The 18,207-nt window shown below is 75.4% G+C and carries 18 protein-coding genes, 1 pseudogene and 1 riboswitch; of the genes and pseudogenes, 11 read left to right on the top strand and 8 right to left on the bottom strand.

The features are described from left to right. Nucleotides 1-5: 5 nt before the first annotated feature. A complete protein-coding gene (locus FHR77_RS02035) occupies nt 6-968 on the top strand; it encodes a cation diffusion facilitator family transporter (protein ID WP_056052924.1) in 963 nt (320 codons plus the stop codon). Here the strand turns inward: FHR77_RS02035 and FHR77_RS02030 are convergent. Next, the gene (locus FHR77_RS02030) at nt 965-1,447 is read right to left on the bottom strand and encodes a nucleoside deaminase (protein ID WP_167259416.1); all 483 of its coding nucleotides are present in this window, start codon (nt 1,445-1,447) and stop codon (nt 965-967) included. The two genes, FHR77_RS02035 and FHR77_RS02030, sit on opposite strands and share 4 nt — an antisense overlap. An 89-nt stretch (nt 1,448-1,536) precedes the next feature. Between FHR77_RS02030 and upp the strand changes: the two genes are divergently transcribed. From upp to FHR77_RS01985, 9 genes are all read left to right on the top strand, one after another. After that, nucleotides 1,537-2,169, top strand: a complete 633-nt coding sequence (gene upp / locus FHR77_RS02025; RefSeq protein WP_167258435.1) for a uracil phosphoribosyltransferase — start codon at nt 1,537-1,539, stop codon at nt 2,167-2,169. A gap of 522 nt (nt 2,170-2,691) precedes the next feature. Continuing rightward, nucleotides 2,692-3,477, top strand: coding sequence for a winged helix-turn-helix domain-containing protein (locus tag FHR77_RS02020; RefSeq protein ID WP_167258433.1), 786 nt, complete (start codon nt 2,692-2,694; stop codon nt 3,475-3,477). Between the two features lie 324 nt (nt 3,478-3,801). Then, nucleotides 3,802-4,302 carry a MarR family winged helix-turn-helix transcriptional regulator gene (locus FHR77_RS02015; RefSeq protein ID WP_167258431.1) on the top strand — a complete coding sequence of 167 codons (501 nt, stop codon included), beginning with the start codon at nt 3,802-3,804 and terminating at the stop codon, nt 4,300-4,302. Further along, nucleotides 4,299-5,678, top strand: coding sequence for an FAD-binding domain-containing protein (locus tag FHR77_RS02010; protein ID WP_167258429.1), 1,380 nt, complete (start codon nt 4,299-4,301; stop codon nt 5,676-5,678). The genes FHR77_RS02015 and FHR77_RS02010 overlap by 4 nt, the downstream gene beginning before the upstream one ends. 66 nt (nt 5,679-5,744) lie before the next feature. After that, nucleotides 5,745-7,160: a serine hydrolase domain-containing protein gene (locus FHR77_RS02005; RefSeq protein WP_167258427.1), complete on the top strand. Its 1,416-nt coding sequence runs from the start codon at nt 5,745-5,747 to the stop codon at nt 7,158-7,160. 4 nt (nt 7,161-7,164) lie between these two features. Beyond that, entirely contained in the window at nt 7,165-7,950 is a 786-nt protein-coding gene (locus FHR77_RS02000) for an NAD-dependent epimerase/dehydratase family protein (protein WP_167258425.1), read from the top strand. Nucleotides 7,951-8,053: 103 nt separating this feature from the next. Beyond that, entirely contained in the window at nt 8,054-8,497 is a 444-nt protein-coding gene (locus FHR77_RS01995) for a GNAT family N-acetyltransferase (RefSeq protein ID WP_167258423.1), read from the top strand. A 154-nt stretch (nt 8,498-8,651) separates the two neighbouring features. After that, nucleotides 8,652-9,209: a TetR/AcrR family transcriptional regulator gene (locus FHR77_RS01990; protein ID WP_167258421.1), complete on the top strand. Its 558-nt coding sequence runs from the start codon at nt 8,652-8,654 to the stop codon at nt 9,207-9,209. 19 nt (nt 9,210-9,228) lie between these two features. Continuing rightward, nucleotides 9,229-10,029: a dienelactone hydrolase family protein gene (locus tag FHR77_RS01985; RefSeq protein ID WP_167258419.1), complete on the top strand. Its 801-nt coding sequence runs from the start codon at nt 9,229-9,231 to the stop codon at nt 10,027-10,029. A 74-nt stretch (nt 10,030-10,103) separates the two neighbouring features. On the opposite strand, the gene ribH is transcribed toward FHR77_RS01985, so the two are convergent. The 5 genes and pseudogenes from ribH to FHR77_RS01960 all read right to left on the bottom strand — a co-directional run bounded on the left by ribH (nt 10,104) and on the right by FHR77_RS01960 (nt 13,722). Then, nucleotides 10,104-10,610: a 6,7-dimethyl-8-ribityllumazine synthase gene (ribH, locus tag FHR77_RS01980; RefSeq protein ID WP_167258417.1), complete on the bottom strand. Its 507-nt coding sequence runs from the start codon at nt 10,608-10,610 to the stop codon at nt 10,104-10,106. An 80-nt stretch (nt 10,611-10,690) separates the two neighbouring features. After that, a pseudogene (gene ribB, locus FHR77_RS01975) lies at nt 10,691-11,230 on the bottom strand (3,4-dihydroxy-2-butanone-4-phosphate synthase); the annotation flags it as partial. A 110-nt stretch (nt 11,231-11,340) separates the two neighbouring features. Then, on the bottom strand, nt 11,341-11,982 hold the full coding sequence (locus tag FHR77_RS01970; RefSeq protein ID WP_167258415.1) for a riboflavin synthase: 642 nt from the start codon (nt 11,980-11,982) through the stop codon (nt 11,341-11,343). 169 nt (nt 11,983-12,151) lie between these two features. Further along, a riboswitch (FMN riboswitch) is annotated at nt 12,152-12,291 on the bottom strand. Between the two features lie 77 nt (nt 12,292-12,368). Next, nucleotides 12,369-12,956 carry a DUF1349 domain-containing protein gene (locus tag FHR77_RS01965; RefSeq protein ID WP_167258413.1) on the bottom strand — a complete coding sequence of 196 codons (588 nt, stop codon included), beginning with the start codon at nt 12,954-12,956 and terminating at the stop codon, nt 12,369-12,371. Nucleotides 12,957-13,017: 61 nt separating this feature from the next. Continuing rightward, on the bottom strand, nt 13,018-13,722 hold the full coding sequence (locus FHR77_RS01960; protein WP_167258411.1) for a pentapeptide repeat-containing protein: 705 nt from the start codon (nt 13,720-13,722) through the stop codon (nt 13,018-13,020). 174 nt (nt 13,723-13,896) lie between these two features. Here FHR77_RS01960 and FHR77_RS16525 point away from each other — a divergent pair, with 174 nt between their 5' ends. Next, on the top strand, nt 13,897-16,098 hold the full coding sequence (locus FHR77_RS16525; protein WP_167258409.1) for an Ig-like domain repeat protein: 2,202 nt from the start codon (nt 13,897-13,899) through the stop codon (nt 16,096-16,098). Nucleotides 16,099-16,179: 81 nt separating this feature from the next. On the opposite strand, the gene FHR77_RS01950 is transcribed toward FHR77_RS16525, so the two are convergent. Continuing rightward, nucleotides 16,180-17,604, bottom strand: a complete 1,425-nt coding sequence (locus FHR77_RS01950) for an L-serine ammonia-lyase (RefSeq protein WP_167258407.1) — start codon at nt 17,602-17,604, stop codon at nt 16,180-16,182. Beyond that, a complete protein-coding gene (locus FHR77_RS01945; RefSeq protein WP_167258406.1) occupies nt 17,601-18,164 on the bottom strand; it encodes a MarR family winged helix-turn-helix transcriptional regulator in 564 nt (187 codons plus the stop codon). The genes FHR77_RS01950 and FHR77_RS01945 overlap by 4 nt, the downstream gene beginning before the upstream one ends. Nucleotides 18,165-18,207: the final 43 nt, after the last annotated feature.

Here is an 18,207-nt window from a genome sequence, read left to right as displayed (position 1 = left end):
ACACCATGAGCACTTCCGGCGGCAACAAGGCGATCTTCGCGGCACTGGCCGCGAACCTCGGCATCGCGGTGACCAAGTTCATCGCCTGGGCCTTCTCCGGGTCGTCGTCGATGCTCGCCGAGGGCGTGCACTCGCTGGCCGACTCCGGCAACCAGCTGCTCCTGCTGCTCGGCGGGCGGCGCGCGAAGAAGGCCGCCGACGAGGAGCACCCCTTCGGCTACGGGCGCGAGCGCTTCGTCTTCGCCTTCGTCGTCTCGATCATCCTGTTCAGCGTGGGCGGGGTCTTCTCGCTCTACGAGGGCGTCGAGAAGCTCCGCGAGCCGCACCCGCTCGAGGTGCCCTGGCTGCCCGTGCTCGTGCTCGCGATCTCGCTCGGCCTCGAGGGCTTCTCGCTCCGCACCGCGATCCGCGAGGCACGGCCGTCGAAGGGCAGCCAGAGCTGGGTCTCGTTCATCCGCCGCGCCAAGGCCCCCGAGCTGCCGGTCGTGCTGCTGGAGGACGCCGCGGCCCTCCTGGGCCTCACCTTCGCCATGGTCGGCGTCGTGCTGACCTGGATCACGGGCGACGGGGTCTTCGACGCGATCGGGACGCTCCTCATCGGCGTGCTGCTCGTCGCGGTGGCGGTCGTGCTCGGCATCGAGACGAAGAGCCTGCTGGTCGGCGAGGGCGCCTCGGCCGCCGACGTCGCCGCCATCCGCGCCGCCGTGACCGACGGCCCGGAGGTCGAGTCGATCATCCACATGAAGACCCTGTACCTCGGCCCGGAGGAGCTGCTCGTCGCCGCGAAGGTGGCCATGCCCGGTCGCACGCTGCTCAGCGACGTCGCCGCCGCGATCAACACGGTCGAGTCGCGCGTGCGCGAGGCCGTGCCGATCGCCCGCGTGATCTACGTCGAGCCCGACGTGTGGGTGGAGCCGGGCCACGTGGCTCCGGCGACCGACGCGATCGTGATCCGCGCGGCCGACTAGCCGTCGGCCCCGGCCCCGGCTGCGGCCGCCGTGCCGGTGCCGTCGTCGGCACGGCGGGCGGCGAAGAAGTCGTCCAGCTGGGCCCGGCACTCGGGCTCGCGGACGCCCGCCACGACCTCGGCGCGGTGCGGCAGCCGGCGGTCGCGGAGGATGTCGTAGACGCTGCCCGCGCCTCCCGCCTTCTCGTCCCAGGCCCCGAAGACCACCCGCGGCACCCGCGCCGCGAGGATGGCGCCCGCGCACATGGGGCACGGCTCGAGGGTGACGACGAGGGTCGTGCCCGTGAGGTGCCAGTCACCCGTGTGGCGGGCGGCGGCCCGGAGCGCCAGGACCTCGGCGTGGGCCGTCGGGTCCTGCGAGAGCTCACGCTCGTTGCGCCCGGTCGCGATCACGACGCCGTCGGCGTCGAGCACCACGGCCCCGACGGGCACGTCGCCGGAGACGGCGCAGCCCTCCGCCTCGGCGAGCGCGGCCCCCATCCACCGGGCGAGCTCGGGGGGCACGGCGGTCACGGGGCTCCTCGGGTCGACGGGCGTCGGGGGCGGACGACTCCGCTACCGTGGAGCCTATGCGAGTGCACGTAGCGGACCATCCCCTGATCACCCACAAGCTGACCGTGCTCCGCGACGCGAGCACGCCGTCACCGACCTTCCGGGCCCTCACCGAAGAGCTCGTGACGCTGCTGGCCTACGAGGCCACCCGCGGGGTCCGCACCACCCCGATCGAGATCCAGACCCCCGTCGGCCCGACCACCGGGCTGGCCATCAGCCAGCCGCGGCCGCTCGTCGTCCCGATCCTCCGCGCCGGCCTCGGCATGCTCGAGGGCATGACGACGCTGGTGCCGACCGCCGAGGTCGGGTTCCTCGGCATGGTCCGCGACGAGGAGACCCTGCAGCCGACGACGTACGCCGAACGCCTGCCCGACGACCTGTCGAACCGACAGTGCTTCGTGCTCGACCCGATGCTGGCCACCGGCGGCTCGCTGATCGCCGCCATCGACTACCTGCTCGAGCGCGGCGCCGTCGACGTGACGGCGGTCTGCCTGATCGCGGCCCCCGAGGGCCTCGCCGCCGTCGAGGCCGCGATGCACGGCCGTGACGTGAGCATCGTGCTGGGCGCCGTCGACGAGAAGCTCGACGAGAACGGCTACATCGTGCCCGGGCTGGGCGACGCGGGCGACCGCCTCTACGGCCTGGCCTGACCCCGGCGCCGCACCGGCGCCTCCCCCGCTCCCTCCCCGCAGCGCCCGATCCGGCCACGTCACCCGACGTGGCGCACGGATCGGGCGCTTCGTCGTGCTGCCTTGACAGGCCGTGCACGAGTGACAGAAGATCGACCCCATGACTGACAGCGTGTTCATCCCGACCTCCCCCGAGGCCTCCGGGAGCACCGGCATGATGATGCCGAGCGCCGTCGTCCTGTGTCGAATGTGTGCCTGATCAGGTCGCACCTCGCCGAGTCGCCGTGCCGCGCCGAGCGCGCTGCCGAGTTCGCCGCACGACCCTGCTGCTGAACCGCGACTCCCGGATGCACACGCGTCACCACCTCCGACGCGCATCCCCTCGGCCCTGAGCTCCCGCTCGACGGGCCGTCCGCCCCGGCACCGCTGCCCCCCGGCAGAGGCCTCGTCATCGAGGCCCCGGGCACCGACACACACCGAGCACTCCCCCGGCCGACGACGCCCGGGGGCGCGGCTCACCTCACGCAAGGACCCCGCGTACCCATGTCCCTCATCCTCGACCGCCCCGTCACCGCCCCCGCCGTCGCCACCAGCCCCGTCGTCACCAGCCCCGTCGGCGCCGCCCCCGTCGCCGTCGCGCCGAGCGGCCGCCCCCTGAGCGCCGCTCCGGCTCCCGAGGCGAGCGCCCCCGCCCGGCCCGCCGCCCCCCGGCCCCGCACGGTGCCCGAGGGCACCGAGGCCCGCGGCTTCGCCCTCTACGTCGGCATCGACGAGCTCAAGGCCGCGGAGGCCGACACCGACCTCGGCGAGATCGTCGCGCAGATCAAGGCCCTCGTCGCACGGATCGCCCCCGGCGCCGAGACCCACGCCGCCGTGGCGCTCGCGCCGACCGGCGCCGGCGGCCGCGACGTCGACGTCGTCCGGCTCGCCCTGCACGACCCCTCCGCGCTCGCGGCACGCCGGCCGACCGTGGAGGACGAGGAGCCCGGCGCCCGCGGGGGCGTCGTCGTCGACATCTCGCGGAAGCGCCTCCTGCTCGACGGCGAGACCGCCCCGCTGACCTACAAGGAGTTCGAGCTGCTGCAGTACCTCGTGCTGCGCGAGGGCCGCACGATCGAGCGCGCCGAGCTGATCTCGGGTCTCTGGTCGGACGACGACGGCGAGGCCCCCAACGAGCGCACGATCGACGTGCACGTGCGTCGGCTGCGGTCGAAGCTCGGAGCCTTCGAGGACATCGTGCGCACCGTGCGCGGGGTCGGCTACCGCTTCGACCGCCACGCCGACGTGTCGATCCGTCACGCGTCGACCCCGTCGCCCGACGTCTTCTGAGGGCCGGGGGTCCCCCTCAGGGGAAGTTCCCAGCAAGATAACGGTTCGGTAACTAGACCTCCGTTACCGCACCGTTATAGATTGACCGCGTTGAGGTTGTTTGCTGTGGCAGCCGACACGGAATGTGATTGCAGGACACTCTTGGTGCAAGGGAAGAGGGCCGGTCGCCTCGCGACCGGCCCTCTGTCACGTCCGGGCCCGACTCGACCCCGACGCTCGCTCGCCGGCGCGTGGGCCGGCTCGCCTGTCTCGTGAGCGCCGCGCGGCGTCCCCCTGTCGGCCGTTCTTCGTAGACTCGACGTCGACACGAGACGAGGTGGCGACATGAGCGAGACAGCCGTGGCCGTCGGGGCCTGGGAGGCCCTGTTCCGAGCACAGGTGAGCATCATGCGCGAGCTGAACGCCGCCTTCCCCACCGACGACATCTCGTTCAACGAGTACGACGTCCTCTTCAACCTGTCGAGCCAGCCCGAGCGGCGGGCCCGCATCCGCGACCTCACCCGGCACCTCCTGCTCACCCAGCCGAGCATCAGCCGCCTCGTCGACCGCCTGGCGAGCAAGGGGGTCGTCGAGAAGCAGACCGACCCCGGCGACGGGCGCGGCATCATCGTCGCCCTCACCGACCACGGCTACGACCTCTACCGACGCACCGCCGTCGACCACGCGGCCGCCATCAGGCGCCGCGTGGGCGGCAGCCTCGACCACGACGAGCTCGTCACGCTGACCGACCTCTGCACGCGGCTCCGCCTCGGCGACACGACGGGCGACCCCGGCGACCCGGGCGCGACGACCAGGGCCGACGCCGAGGTCGGTGCCGCCTCGTGACCTCGTCCCCCTCCGTCGTCTGGCTGCGCGACGACCTCCGGGTCGCCGACAACCCCGCCCTCGTGGCCGCGGTCGACCGCGGCGAGCCGGTGGTCGTGCTCGTCGTGCTCGACGACGAGACCCCGGGCATCCGCCCTCTCGGCGGGGCCGCCCGCTGGTGGCTCCACCACAGCCTGGTGGCGCTCGACGGTGCCCTGCGTGAGCTCGGGGCCGGTCTGACCCTCCGCCGCGGCCCCGCCGCCGAGGTGCTGCCGGCCGTCGTGGCCGAGGTCGGCGCCGGCGCCGTCTACTGGAACCGCCGCTACGGCAAGGTGCCCCGCGACACCGACGCGGCCCTGAAGACCGCGCTCCGCGACGAGGGCCTCGTGGCCGAGAGCTTCGCCGCCAACCTCCTCTTCGAGCCGTGGACGGTGCAGACCGGCCAGGGCCAGCCGTTCAAGGTCTTCACCCCGTTCTGGCGGGCCTGCCTCGACCGGCCCGAGCCCCGGCACCCGCTCGACGCTCCCGACACCCTGCGCCCTCCCGAGACCGCCCCGGCCAGCGACGACCTCGACTCGTGGCAGCTGCTGCCGACGCAGCCCGACTGGGCCGCCGGGCTGCGCGAGACCTGGACCCCGGGCGAGGCCGCCGCGCTGGACGCCCTGGAGGAGTTCGCCACCGGCCACCTGGCCGACTACGGCGAGCGCGACTTCCCCGCCCAGGAGGCGACGAGCCGCATGTCGCCCCGGCTGCGCTTCGGCGAGGTCAGCCCGTTCCAGATCTGGCACCGCATGCGGGGCGACCTCCCGCCCGCCTCGCGGGAGCGGGCGCAGTCGTTCCTCCGCGAAGTGGTCTGGCGCGAGTTCAACCACACCATCCTCTTCTCGTCGCCCGACCTGGCGACGGTCAGCTACCGCCCCGAGTTCGAGGCCTTCCCGTGGGCCGACGTCCCCGAGTCCGAGATCGACGCCTGGCGTCAGGGCCGCACGGGCGTGCCGCTCGTCGACGCCGGCATGCGCCAGCTCTGGACGACCGGGTGGATGCACAACCGGGTGCGGATGGCGACGGCGAGCTTCCTGATCAAGAACCTCCTGGTCGACTGGCGAGTCGGCGAGCAGTGGTTCTGGGACACCCTCGTCGACGCCGACGAGGCGAACAACCCCGCCAACTGGCAGTGGACGGCGGGCTCCGGCGCCGATGCCGCCCCCTACTTCCGGGTCTTCAACCCCGTGCTGCAGGGCGAGAAGTTCGACAAGGAGCGCAACTACGTCCGGGCATGGGTGCCCGAGATCGACACCGACGACTACCCCGAGCCGATGGTCGACCTGAAGGAGTCGCGGCGCCGCGCCCTCGACGCCTACGAGACGATGCGCCGCGCCTCCCCCGCGTCGGCCTGACCGCCGCACCGCCCGAGCACCGAGCACCGAGCACCGAGCACCGAGCACCGAGCACCGAGAGGCACCATGACCGACCCAGCCCGCCCCTCCGGCATCGACGCCGTCTTCGACGCGCGCCAGGCCGAACGTCGAGCGCCCAGCGTCGTGTTCGCCACCTTCGACCACGACGGCGTCACGCACCACGGCGCCCGCGGCGAGGTCGCGGGCGCCCTGCCGGGGCCGCACACCGCCTACCGGATCGCCTCCTGCACGAAGAGCTTCACCGCGGCGGCGCTGTTGGCGCTCCGCGACGCGGGGCAGCTCGTGCTCGACGCGCCCGTCACCGACTTCGTGCCCGCCTTCGCCGACGTCGCGCTGCCCACGGGCGACTCGCCCGTGCCGACGGTGCGGATGCTGATGACGATGTCGGGCGGCCTGCCGACCGACGACCCCTGGGGCGACCGCCAGGAGTCGATCACCGACGACGAGCTCGATGCCCTGCTGCGGCGCGGTCTGCGCTTCGACAGCGTGCCCGGCACGACCTTCGCCTACTCGAACCTGGGCTGGGCCCTGCTCGGGCGCGTCGTCGCGAGCGCGGCCGGCCGCCCCTACCGCGAGGTCGTCGAGCAGACGCTCCTCGGCCCCATCGGGCTGCCCTCGACCGGCTTCGAGGCCGACGTGCTCGCCACCGGCGGCGTCGCCGTCGGGCACCGGCCGGTCGACGACGGGTGGGAGCCCCTGCCCTTCTCGGGCCCCGGCGCGTTCTCGCCCATCGGCGGGCTGTTCAGCACCACGACCGACCTCGCCCGCTGGGCCCGGTGGCTGTCGTCGGCGTTCGACCCCGAGGGCCGCGGCGACGTCGACGGGGTGCTGAGCCGCGCCTCCCGCCGCGAGATGCAGCAGCTCCACCGCCTCGTGCCCGGCCGGGGGGCGCACCCCTCGGGCTACGGCTTCGGCCTCTTCGTCGAGGAGTACCCCGACTTCGGCACCGTCGTGTCGCACTCCGGCGGCTACCCCGGCTTCTCCGCCCACATGCGCTGGCAGACCGCCACCGGCCTCGGTGCCGTGGGCCTCGAGAACGCCACCTACGCCCAGGTCGCCGTGCCCGTCAGCCGGGCCCTCGACGGCATGATGGCCGACGCCGCGGAGGCGCGGGTCGTCGTCGCTCCGTGGCCCGAGACCCTCGCCGCGATGCCCCTGGTCGAGGCCGTCGTGCGCGGGCGCGAGGTGCCGGCGGGCCTCCTCAGCGAGAACGTCGAGCTCGACGTGCCGCTCGTGCGCCGCCGAGCCCTGTGGGCCCGCGAGCTCGAGGCGGTCGGCGGACTGCTCGACCACGACGACGAGGGCGCGGGCGCGGTGCCCGCCGCGGAGTCGGCGACGCCGTCGCACCGCGTGTGGTGGCTGCCCGGGCGACGCGGGGCCCTGCGGCTCGAGGTCCGGCTGACCCCGGAGGACCCTCCCCGCGTGCAGACCCTGTCGGTGCGCGCCGACACCGGGCGCTGACGCCGTGTCGGTCATCGCCGTCACCGGGGGCGCCGGCAAGGTCGCGGCCATGATCCGGCCGCACCTCGCCGCGGCGGGGCACGAGGTGCGCCTGCTCGACCTGGTCGCCCCGGCCGAGCCTCTCGCGCCGACCGAGTCGGCCGCGGTCGTCGGGGTGACCGACCTCGACGCCCTGACCGAGGCGATCCGCGGCGCCGACCTCGTCGTGCACCTCGCCGCGTACGCCGACGAGCGGTCGTGGGAGGACATCCGCGACGTCAACGTCGAGGGGGCCCACGCCGTGCACGAGGCCGCCGTGCGTGCCGGGGTGCGGCGGGTGCTCGCCGCGAGCTCCGTGCACGCCGCCGGCTACCTGCCCTGGAGCGCCGCGGCCGAGCACGAGGTGCCGGCCGCGCGTCCCGACACGTTCTACGGCCTGAGCAAGGTCGTGCTCGAGGCCATGGGCAGCCTCTACGCCGACCGCGCGGGCCAACTCGTCGTCTCGGCGCGCATCATGACCGCGGTCGAGCGGCCCTTCGACGCCCGGAGCCTCGGCACCTGGCTGTCGGCCGGCGACGCCGCCCGCCTCGTCGAGGCCGCCCTCACCACCACGGCCACCGGCCACCACGTCGTCTGGGGCGTCTCCCGCAACACGCGGCGCCCGGTCTCCCTCGCGGCGGGCGAGGCCGTCGGCTACCACCCGGTCGACGACGCCGAGGCCTTCGCCGACGAGGTCGACGAGCCGGCGGTGGGCGGCTCGACGCCGATCGGCGGCAGCTTCGTCGACCACCCGCTCGGGGAGCCGATGTGAGCAGTGCCGGCGTGAGCGGTGCCGGCGTGAGCGGTGCCGAGTCACCGACCGCCGGGGCGGGCGCCGGTGACGTGCGGGGGCGGCCGGACGCTACCGTGGCTCCGTGACCCTCCTGCACCGCGCCTCCGCCGTCCGTGACATCGACCCCCTCGCGCTCTACGGGCTGCTGAAGCTGCGGGTCGACGTCTTCGTCGTCGAGCAGGAGTGCCCCTACCCCGAGCTCGACGGGCGCGACGTCGAGCCCGACGCGCAGATGCTCTGGGTCGAGGAGGACGGCGAGGTGCTGGCCACGGTCCGGCTGCTCTGCGACGGCGACGACCGGCGGATCGGCCGTGTCGCGACCGCCGCGTCGGCCCGCGGCCGCGGGCTCGCCGCCCAGCTGATGGAGCGGGCACTCGCCGACTGCCCCGGCCGCCTCGTGCGGCTCGACGCCCAGGCGCACCTCGAGGGCTGGTACGCGCGCTTCGGCTTCGTCGTGGACGGCGAGCCCTTCCTGGAGGACGGCATCCCGCACGTGCCGATGTCACGGGTCGTCCCGGCCGTCTGAGCCCGCGCCTCCCGCTCAGCCGCTCCGGCCACCGCTCCGGCCGCCGCCCACGCCCAGCCCCCGGCCCCCGTCCCCCGTCCCCCGTCCTGGCCGGACCTGGACGGGGGTCGTCCGGACCGTTCCGTCCGGTCCGCCCGCGCCCTAAGCTCGGGCCATGCCACGTCGAGCCACCCCTCCGCGGGACCGCATCCTCGAGGCGGCGCACGTCGAGTTCGCCGCCCGCGGCCTCGCCGGTGCCCGCGTCGACTCCATCGCCCGCGAGGCCGAGGCGAGCAAGGAGCGGCTCTACGCCCACTTCTCGACGAAGCGCGACCTGTTCGACGCCGCCCTGGGCGAGAGCATCGACCGCTGGCTGGAGGCCGTCCCGTTCGACGCGCACGACCTGCCGCAGTGGGCGAGCAGGCTGTACGACCACCTGGCGATGCACGCCGACGACGCGCGCCTGCTGCTCTGGGGCCAGATCGAGGGCGTCACGCTGCCGAGCCCCGGGGTCGTCGACCACGAGCAGCTCGACCGGCGCCGCGAGGCCGTCCGGGCGGCGCAGGCCTCGGGCGACATCCCCTCCGACTGGGACGCCGACGAGCTGCTGACGATGGTGTTCGGCAGCGTGCTGGCCTGGTTCGTCACGCCGACCGCGACGAACCTGCACCAGGGCCCGCACCAGCGGCGGTGCGACGTCGTCGAGCAGGCGGTCCGGCGACTCGTCGGCTGAGCGGGAGTACCGTCACGGGGTGACCACGACGCCCCCTGCCCCCGACCTCTCCCCCGACCTCCGCGACCTGCTCGACAGCGTGCCCGACACCGGCACCGTCGAGGCGGGCGACGTGGTCTACGACCACGACGGCACGCCCCTCGAGGGCTTCCTCGCCACGCCCGGCGACGCCGACGGCGCCCTCCGACCCGCAGTGCTCGTGCTGCACGACTGGTTCGGCGTCGTCGACCACGTCAAGGTGCGCGCCCAGATGCTGGCGCGCCTCGGCTACGTGGCGCTGGCCGGCGACGTCTACGGCCAGGGCGTCCGCCCCGGCCCCGGCGAGGCGGCCGCCGAGGCCGGCGCCTGGTACGGCGACGTCGCGGCGTTCCGCGCCCGCCTCACCGCCAACCTGGAGCGCCTCCGCTCCGAGCCCGGCGTCGACCCCGAGCGCATCGCCGTGATGGGCTACTGCTTCGGCGGCTCCGGGGCCCTCGAGCTCGCCCGCTCGGGCGCCGACGTGGCGGGGGTCGTGTCGTTCCACGGCGGCCTCGGCACCGGGGCGCCCGCCGAGAAGGGAGCCGTCAAGGCTCCCCTGCTCGTGCTGACGGGCGCGGCCGACCCGGTCGTGCCGGACGACGCGGTCGTCGGCTTCGAGGACGAGCTGCGCGACGCCGAGGTCGGCGACTGGCAGGTCGTCAGCTACAGCGGGGCGATGCACGCCTTCGCGGTGCCGGGCACCGACAGCCCCGAGCACGGCGCGCAGTTCCAGGAGACGGCGAACCGCCGCTCGTGGCTGCAGATGCGCGGCTTCCTCGACGAGGTCCTCGGCGAGCACTAGCCCCCTCCGCGACGACGGCCGGCCCCCTCGGGGGGCCGGCCGTCGTCGTCTCGGTCGTCAGGACGCCGGAGGGGTCAGAACCCGACGACGCGACCCGAGGAGGCGCGGCGCGCGATGTCGCGCAGCTGGACGGCGGTCGAGACGGCCGCGTGGGCGGCCTCGCGCCCCTTGTCCTCCTTCGAGCCGGGCAGCCCGGCCCGGTCGAGGCCCTGCTGCTCGTCGTCGAGGGTGAGCACGCCGAAGCCGACCGGCTTGCCGCTGTCGAGCGTCACGCGGAGCAGGCCCGACGTCGCGGCGTCGGAGACGTACTCGAAGTGCGGGGTGCCGCCGCGGATGATCACGCCGAGCGCCACGACGGCGTCGGCACCGGCCTCGAGGGCGGCCTTCGCCACGACGGGCAGCTCGAAGCTGCCGGGCACACGGACGACGGTCGCCTCGGCGCCGAGCTCGGCGATCGTGGCGAGCGCGCCGGCGAGCAGGCCGTCGCTGATCGCGGTGTGCCAGGTGCCGGCGACGACGGTGACGCGCAGGCCGCGGCCGTCGACGGGCTCCTGCTCGGTGGGTGCTCCTGCGCCGCTCATGCGGTGGTCCTCTCGGTGGGGGCGGGGCGACCGGGGAGGTCGCCGGGGGTGGTGGGGGCGGCCGGGCCGGCCGCGAGGCGGTGGGCGACGACCTGGGCGATGGTCACGACGGGGACGCCCTCGCGGCGCCCCAGCTCGATGAGGCCGGGCAGCCGCATCATCTCGCCGTCGTCGGCGACGATCTCGCTGATCGCGGCGACGGGGCGGAGGCCGGCGGCCACCATCAGGTCGACGGCCGCCTCGGTGTGGCCGTCGCGCTCGAGCACCCCGCCGGGCCGGGCCCGGAGCGGGATGACGTGGCCGGGGCGGTGCAGGTCGTCGCGGACGGAGGCCGGGTCGGCCAGGACCCGCAGGGTGCGGGCGCGGTCGGAGGCGCTGATGCCCGTGGTCACGCCCTCGGCCGCGTCGACGCTGACCGTGTACGCGGTGCCGCGGGCGTCCTCGTTGCGGGCGACCATGGGCGGCAGGTCGAGGAGGTCGGCGATCTCCGCCGACATCGGGGCGCAGACGAACCCGGACGAGACCCGCACCGTCCAGGCCAGCCACTCCTGGCTCGCCAGCTCGGCGCTCAGCACCACGTCGCCCTCGTTCTCGCGCGACTCGTCGTCGACGACGATCACCGGCCGCCCGCGGCGGAGGTGCTCGAGGACGGTCGCGACGTCGTCGAGGGGCTCGGCACCGGTGCGCCGAGGCGCCTCGCGGGCACCCGCGCGGGCGCCCGAGGCCTCGGTCACGACGCCCGGCCGGAGCGGTGCGCGCCGGCGGTGGCGTCGAGGGCGAGCATGCGGCGCACGTGGCGCGCCAGGACGTCGGTCTCGACGTTGACCCGGTCGCCCGGGGCCTTGTCGCCGAGCGTCGTGGCGGCGAGGGTCTCGGGGATCAGGCTGACCTCGAACCACCCCTCGTCGGCCCCCGGCTCGCTGATGCCGCTGACGGTGAGGCTCACGCCGTCGAGCGTGACGGAGCCCTTGTCGACGAGGAGGGGCGAGAGGTCGTCGGCGAGGCTCAGGCGCACGCGCCGCCAGGCGTCGCCCTCCTCCGTCTCGAGCACGGACGCCGTGCCGTCGACGTGGCCCTGCACGATGTGGCCGCCGAGGCGGTCGCCCACGCGGGCCGCCCGCTCGAGGTTGACGGGCAGGCCGGGCTCGAGGTCGCCCAGGGTGCTCATGACCAGCGTCTGCTTCATGACGTCGGCCGTGAACGACTCCCCGTCGCGCTCGACCACGGTGAGGCAGACGCCGCTGACCGAGATGGAGTCGCCGTGCTCGGCGCCGTCGACCGCGAGCGGCCCGTGCACCGTGAGGCGGACGCTGTCGCCCACGTCGGCGAGCCGCACGACACGGCCCTTCTCCTCGACGAGCCCCGTGAACACGTCAGATCACCGCCGTCGGCAGGAGGGACGGGAGGGCGGGCACCGGCGTCGGCCGGCGCCGCGGGGCGAGGGTGGTGGTCATCATGTCTCCGTCGGTGAGCCTGCTGGGGCTCTCCGGGGACGACGCGAGGTCGCGGCCAGCCCGGGCGCCGTCGTCGACGAGCCCTGGCCCGCGCTGCCTCCCTTCCGGACTGTGACCGTCGGTACCGGAGTTCCACCGGTTCAACCGGGGCGACCACCGTCTGGGGGCCGCACCGGGTCGCGGACTGTGACCGCCGGTTCAGATTTTCGCTGACCCCGGAGCGCGTTGCTCACCGGCGACGATAGCACCGGGCCCCGACAGCGGCCTCGGCCGCCGTCACGCCCCGTCACGTCGCCCCGCCGGGTCAGGTCGGAGGGTGCAGGCCCTCGTCGGCCGGCCCGGTCCGCCAGGCGGTGAAGTGCACGGTGAGGCCGTCGCGCGAGGGGGCGCAGCACATCGGCCCCGCCGTCGCCGCCGCGTCCGCGTTTAGCGGCGACACCCGCACCAGGCGCCACGGCTCGTCGTCCACGCGGGCACGGACCGTCAGGGCGTCGCCGGAGCGGCTGGCCCGGACGGTGACCTCGCGGCCGTGCCAGCCGGGGACGGGCGCGAGCGACCAGTCCGAGACGCCCCGGGTGACGACGGCGCCGAGGCCGTCCTCACCGTCGCTGCGCTCGACGCCCGCCTTCGTCCACGTCTCGTCGTCGACCCTGACGAAGACGCCGGCCTGGTCGAACTGGGCCGAGAAGTCGAGACGGAACGACACCTCGACCGCGGTGCCCTGCTCGAACGGCGCGAGGAGGGCGTGCTCCGTGTCGTGCACGAACCCGTAGGAGGTGACGCGCCAGGCGTCGCTGCCCTCGACGGCGGTCACGCGCATCCCGTCGTCGCCCACCTCCACGCGCGCGGGCGCGGTCGTCCAGCTGCCGGTGCTCCAGTCGACGTCGATCATGCCGTCGAGGCTACGCCGCCGCCCACCCGCGACACGGCGCGGCGCGGCGCAGCGACGAGGCTCAGTCGACGGCGAGCCCCAGGTGCGCCGCGAGGGCGGGAGCCAGCACCTGGAGCTGCAGCGCGTCGACGGTCGCCCCCCGGAGCCCGTCGAGCCCGTCGACGCGGTCGAACGAGGTCGTGCGCAGATCGACGTGGGCGAGGGAGGCGCGGGTCACGTCGAGCGTGCCGACGCGGCAGTCGACGAGGGCCACCCGCAGGGCCTCCGCGCCGCCGAGGTCGAGCTCGCCGACGCTGCAGCCCTCGAGCACGACGTCGGTGAGCCGGGCCCCCCGCAGGTTCAGGTAGTCGATCTTGCCGCCGACGACCCGGACGGAGCGCCAGTCGGCGTCGAACAGCTCGGCCGAGCCCCAGCGCGGGCGCTCGACGCGGACGTCGTGCCAGGTGCTGCGCCCGGCGGCGAGCTCGGGGGCGAACGAGTCGGCGACGACCGTCTCGACGAACCGCGCGCCCCGGAGGCGCGCTCCGCCGAGCCGGGGTGCCTCGAGCACGCACTCGCGGAGGACGACGCCCTCGAGGTCGCGGTCGACGAGGTCGGCGTCGACGAGGCGCTCCCGCTCGCGGTCGTCGTGCGCGGCGAGGGAGTCGCCCGTCACGTCGACGAGGCCGGTCGGGTCGACGTGCTCGATGCGGGGCGCGTCGGTGCCGCCGCCCGGGACGGCGCCCGAGCGGGCGGCGCGGGAGGAGGAGCGACGGGGAGCGGCCATGCGGACGAGGCTACCGATGGCCGCCGACACCGGACGGACTCGTTCTGGGGAGTGCCGCCCCGGCAGGAGCGAGGCACGATCAGTTCCATGCGCATGCATGAACGCTGCGCGCCGCTGCCCTGACCACCCGACGGTCGGGCCGCGCCCCTCCCCCGCCCCGACCGGAGAACCCCCGTGCCGTCATCCCTCCCTGCCCGCCTGCCGTCGGCCCTCGCCGCCGGCCTCCTCGCGACCGGCCTGCTGCTCGCCGGCCTGGTCGCCGCGCCCGCCGCGCCCGCGAGCGCCGCACCGGCGCCCGCCCCGACCACCGCCTCCCTGCCGAAGGACCAGCTCGTCGTGCCGCCCTCGGCGCTCGCCCGGGCCGACGCCCTCGACGACGCGACCACGACCGGCCCGGTCGTCCACACCCTCTGGGTGAGCACCGTGTCGGCCACCGCCGCCACGACCGACGACACGGTGACCTCGCTCGACCGCGCGTCGATCGACGCCGCCGTCACCGCGCTGCACGACTACTGGTGGGAGGAGTCGGGCGGCCGCGTCGACGTCCGCCTCGGGGGCGTCGAGGAGCGCTCCCTCGGCGGCACGAGCTGCGACGCGTCCGCGACGCTGAGCAAGGTCAAGGCCTCGGCCTTCGGCGGCTCCTTCGCCTCGTACGGCTGGGCCGGCACCGAGAAGCACCTGCTCGTGCTGCCCCGCGAGGCGTGCGGCACGCAGGCGTTCGGCACGATCGGCGGCGACGGCGGCGAGATCGTCAGCTCGTACGGCCTCGGCCAGCAGCTCGGCGTGCCCGTGCTGCTGCACGAGTTCGGCCACAACCTCGGGCTCGGCCACGCCGGCTCGGCGCTCTGCCGCAGCACGACCTCGTACGACGGCGCCCCCGGCGACTTCCGCAGCGCGGCCGACGCCGCCTGCCCCACCGAGGAGTACGGCGACCACCTCGACATCATGGGCTACTCGGTGTCGGGCGCCCGCCCGCACCTGTCGTCCCCGCAGCGGATGCGCCTCGGCTGGCTGCCGAGCACCGTCGCGCTGAGCACGCCGGCGACCACCAAGCGCGTCGTGCTGCCCTCGCTCGACACCGCGGCCACCGGCCGCGCCGTCGACGTCACCGACCCCGTCAGCGGCCAGCACTACGTGCTGGAGTACCGCACGGCCACGGGCCGCGACCGGTCGAGCGCCGAGTTCGCCGGCGGTGCACCCCGCTGCACGGTCGTCGCGACCGGCTTCACGAAGTGCGCGCTCGACAGCTCGGCCGCCACGGGCAGCGTGCGCGTGCTGCGCGCCCTCCCCCAGCCCGGCGGCTTCGCCACGACGGTGGCCCTCGCGGTCGGCACCGACGCAGCGGCCGACCCCGCCCGCCGCGACACCCACCTCGACGCCGGCGAGTCGTTCACGAGCGCCGGCGGCGGCTTCACCGTCGCCGTGGCGAGCCTCTCGCCCCAGGGCGGAGCCGTGCTCGACGTCTCCCTCCGCGGGCCCCGCGGCGCCGTGTCGACCTCCACCGCGCTGACCCTCTCCAACGCCTCGCAGACCTACGGCGGAGCCGGCGCGACGGCGACCGCCGTCGTGACCCGCGCCGACGGCACGGCGCCCGCGGGCACCGTGAGCCTCGTCGACGGCTCGACCGTGCTGTCGACCGTGCCCGTGGGCACGGGGGGCCGCACGACGATCGCCGTGCCGACGACGCTGGCGGCGGGGAGCCACGCGCTGCGCGCCTCCTTCACGCCCGCCGACCCGGCCGTCACCGCGTCTAGCTCGGCACCGCAGACGCTCACCGTGGCGGCCGGCGCGACGACCACGTCGCTCCGCGTGAGCGGCCCGCAGCAGACCTTCGGCTCGACCACGACGACGCTCACCGCGACCGTGCCCCAGGTGGCCGGCAGCTGGCCCGCCGGCAGCGTGACCTTCACGCGCTCCGGCGTGCCGGTGGCCGTCGTGCCGCTGACCTCGGGCACCGCGTCGTGGGTCGTGCCCGCGAGCACGTCGGCCGGCCAGTGGTCGTTCACGGCCTCGTTCGCGCCCTCGTCGACGTCGCTCGTGAAGTCGGTCAGCGCGCCCCAGACGGTCACGGTCGTGCCCGCGAGCTCGACGGTGGCGATCACGCCCGCCACGACGAGCCCTGCACGGAACACCGCCACGACGGCCACCGTCACCGTGCGCGTCGCCGGCGTCGCCTCGCCGGCCGGCTCGGTCACCGTGCTCTCGGACGGACGCGCCGTGCAGACCGTCGCCCTGACCTCGACCGGCCAGGGCACCGCGGCCGTGACGCTGCCGCGGTACGCCACGGCCGGCAGCCCGGTGGTCTCGGTGCGCTACTCGGGCACGCCCGACGTGCTCGGCAGCACCTCGGCGGGCGTCACGCTGCGGGTGCGCTGACCGGCGGGGCAGCCGGGGCGGCCGGGTCGGCCGGACGGGCTCCGTGCCCGCCCGGCCGCGCCCGGCGGCCTGCCCGCCCGCTCAGCACTCGACGACGTTGACGGCGAGCCCGGCGCGGCTGGTCTCCTTGTAGCTGTCGGCCATGTCGCGCCCGGTCTGGCGCATCGTCTCGATCACGGTGTCGAGGCTGACGACGTGGCTGCCGTCGCCGAGCAGCGCCATCCGCGTCGCGGCGACCGCCGTGCCCGCCGCGATGGCGTTGCGCTCGATGCACGGCACCTGCACGAAGCCCCCCACGGGGTCGCAGGTGAGGCCGAGGTGGTGCTCCATGGCGATCTCGGCCGCGTTCTCGACCTGGCGCGGCGTGCCGCCGAGCACGGCGGTGAGCGCCCCCGCCGCCATCGAGGCGGCCGAGCCGACCTCCCCCTGGCAGCCGGCCTCGGCGCCGGAGATCGAGGCGTTGCGCTTGTAGAGCGACCCGATCGCGGCGGCCGTGAGCAGGTAGCCGCGCTCGAGCTCGTCGCGCGTCACCCCGTGGAACCGCATCGCGTAGTACCCGACGGCGGGGATGATGCCCGCGGCCCCGTTGGTCGGCGCGGTGACGACCCGGCCGCCCCCGGCGTTCTCCTCGTTCACGGCCATCGCGTAGGCCTGCAGCCACTGCGCCGGCAGGTCGGAGGTGAGCAACGAGGAGGCGCGGCCCTGGTCGACCGCGGAGCCCCCGATCGCGAAGGCGGTCGCCCGCTCCTCCTGCACCCGCAGCATCTCGGCGATCTGGCGGGCCCGTCGCGGCACCTTCATCCAGCCGGGCAGCACCCCCGAGGCGGCGAGGCCGGCGTCGACGCAGGCCTCCATCGCGGCCCAGCGCGCGGCGAGGCCCGCGGCCGCCGCGGCCTCGCCGTGCACCGCGACCTCGTTGCGCCAGGCCAGCTCGGCGATGCCGACGCCCTCGGCGTCGCAGAGCCGGAGCAGGTCGTCGGCGTCGACGAAGGCGAACGGGGCCTCGGCGGCGGGCACGACGTGCTCGTCGTCGCCGTCGCGGACGACGAACCCGCCGCCGGTCGAGAACCAGACCTCCCGCGCGAGGGTCGCGCCGTCGGCGTCGCGGGCCTCGAGGCTCATGGCGTTGGGGTGCCGCGGCATGCGGGTCAGGGGCGCCATGCGGAGGTCGTTCGGCGCGAAGGCGACCTGGTGCCGGCCGAGCAGCCGGAGGCCGCCGCCCTGCTCGACGGAGCGCTGCATCGACGAGACCACGAGCGGGTCACAGGTCTCGGGCTCCATGCCCGCCAGGCCCGCGAGCACCGCCGACGGGGTGCCGTGCCCGAGGCCGGTCGCGGCGAGCGAGCCGTAGAGGACGACCTCCACCCGGGCGACGTCGTCGAGCAGGCCCGCGGCGTCGACCCCGTCGAGGAAGAGGCGGGCGGCCCGCATGGGCCCGACGGTGTGCGAGCTCGAGGGCCCGATGCCGACCGAGAACAGGTCGAGGGCCGAGACGTGGTCGGTCATGGTGCCTCCGGGGCGGGGCTCGAGGTCGGATCGGGGTCGGGGTCGGGCCGCCCGACGGTGCGGGCGTGCTCGCCCATCGCCGCCGCCATCTCGCCGAGGAACCTCCGGACGGTCTGCAGCTCGGCGTCGTCGTAGCCCGCCATCACCCGGTCGCTCAGCGCGCCTAGGGGCCCGAAGAAACGGCCGGCGACGGCGCGGGCCGCCTCGTCGTAGCGCACGATGACCCGGCGCCGGTCGACCTCGTCGCGCGTGCGGTGCACGTGGCCCGCGCGCTCGAGGCGGTCGATGACGCCCGTGGCGGCGCCGGACGTCACGCCCAGGACGTCGCCGAGGCGGCCCGACGTGACCGGGTCGCCCCGCTGCTCCGCCTGCATGACGTGCAGCAGCGCCTCGAGGTCGATGTGGCCGAGCCCCTGCTGGGCCGCGAACGCCTGGGCGACCCGCTGCGACTCGGTGGTGAGCCGCTGCATGGCCGTGACGACGTCGCGGCGGGCCCCGGCGCGGGCGGGCGCGCCCGGCGCGTCTCGCACGTCGGGGTGAGCCGGGTCTGGGTCGGTCATCGCGCCTCCTGTGCACTGATTCTCGCCGACGCAGGGTCGCCGC

This window comes from Frigoribacterium endophyticum (genome assembly GCF_011759585.1).
Taxonomy (GTDB): Bacteria; Actinomycetota; Actinomycetes; order Actinomycetales; family Microbacteriaceae; genus Frigoribacterium; species Frigoribacterium endophyticum.
The sequence above is the reverse complement of the archived record's forward strand: the minus strand, read 5'-3'. Positions and strand labels throughout refer to the sequence as shown.

What these genes read in the sequence shown, in the direction of transcription:
- FHR77_RS02030 (WP_167259416.1), bottom strand. Translation starts at nt 1,447, where the DNA reads ATGGGGGCCGCGCTCGCCGAGGCGGAGGGCTGCGCCGTCTCCGGCGAC.
- FHR77_RS02005 (WP_167258427.1), top strand. Translation starts at nt 5,745, where the DNA reads ATGACCGACCCAGCCCGCCCCTCCGGCATCGACGCCGTCTTCGACGCG.
- FHR77_RS01960 (WP_167258411.1), bottom strand. Translation starts at nt 13,722, where the DNA reads ATGGCCGCTCCCCGTCGCTCCTCCTCCCGCGCCGCCCGCTCGGGCGCC.
- FHR77_RS01990 (WP_167258421.1), top strand. Translation starts at nt 8,652, where the DNA reads ATGCCACGTCGAGCCACCCCTCCGCGGGACCGCATCCTCGAGGCGGCG.
- FHR77_RS02015 (WP_167258431.1), top strand. Translation starts at nt 3,802, where the DNA reads ATGAGCGAGACAGCCGTGGCCGTCGGGGCCTGGGAGGCCCTGTTCCGA.
- FHR77_RS01950 (WP_167258407.1), bottom strand. Translation starts at nt 17,604, where the DNA reads ATGACCGACCACGTCTCGGCCCTCGACCTGTTCTCGGTCGGCATCGGG.
- FHR77_RS02020 (WP_167258433.1), top strand. Translation starts at nt 2,692, where the DNA reads ATGTCCCTCATCCTCGACCGCCCCGTCACCGCCCCCGCCGTCGCCACC.
- FHR77_RS02035 (WP_056052924.1), top strand. Translation starts at nt 6, where the DNA reads ATGAGCACTTCCGGCGGCAACAAGGCGATCTTCGCGGCACTGGCCGCG.
- FHR77_RS01945 (WP_167258406.1), bottom strand. Translation starts at nt 18,164, where the DNA reads ATGACCGACCCAGACCCGGCTCACCCCGACGTGCGAGACGCGCCGGGC.
- ribH (WP_167258417.1), bottom strand. Translation starts at nt 10,610, where the DNA reads ATGAGCGGCGCAGGAGCACCCACCGAGCAGGAGCCCGTCGACGGCCGC.
- upp (WP_167258435.1), top strand. Translation starts at nt 1,537, where the DNA reads ATGCGAGTGCACGTAGCGGACCATCCCCTGATCACCCACAAGCTGACC.
- FHR77_RS01965 (WP_167258413.1), bottom strand. Translation starts at nt 12,956, where the DNA reads ATGATCGACGTCGACTGGAGCACCGGCAGCTGGACGACCGCGCCCGCG.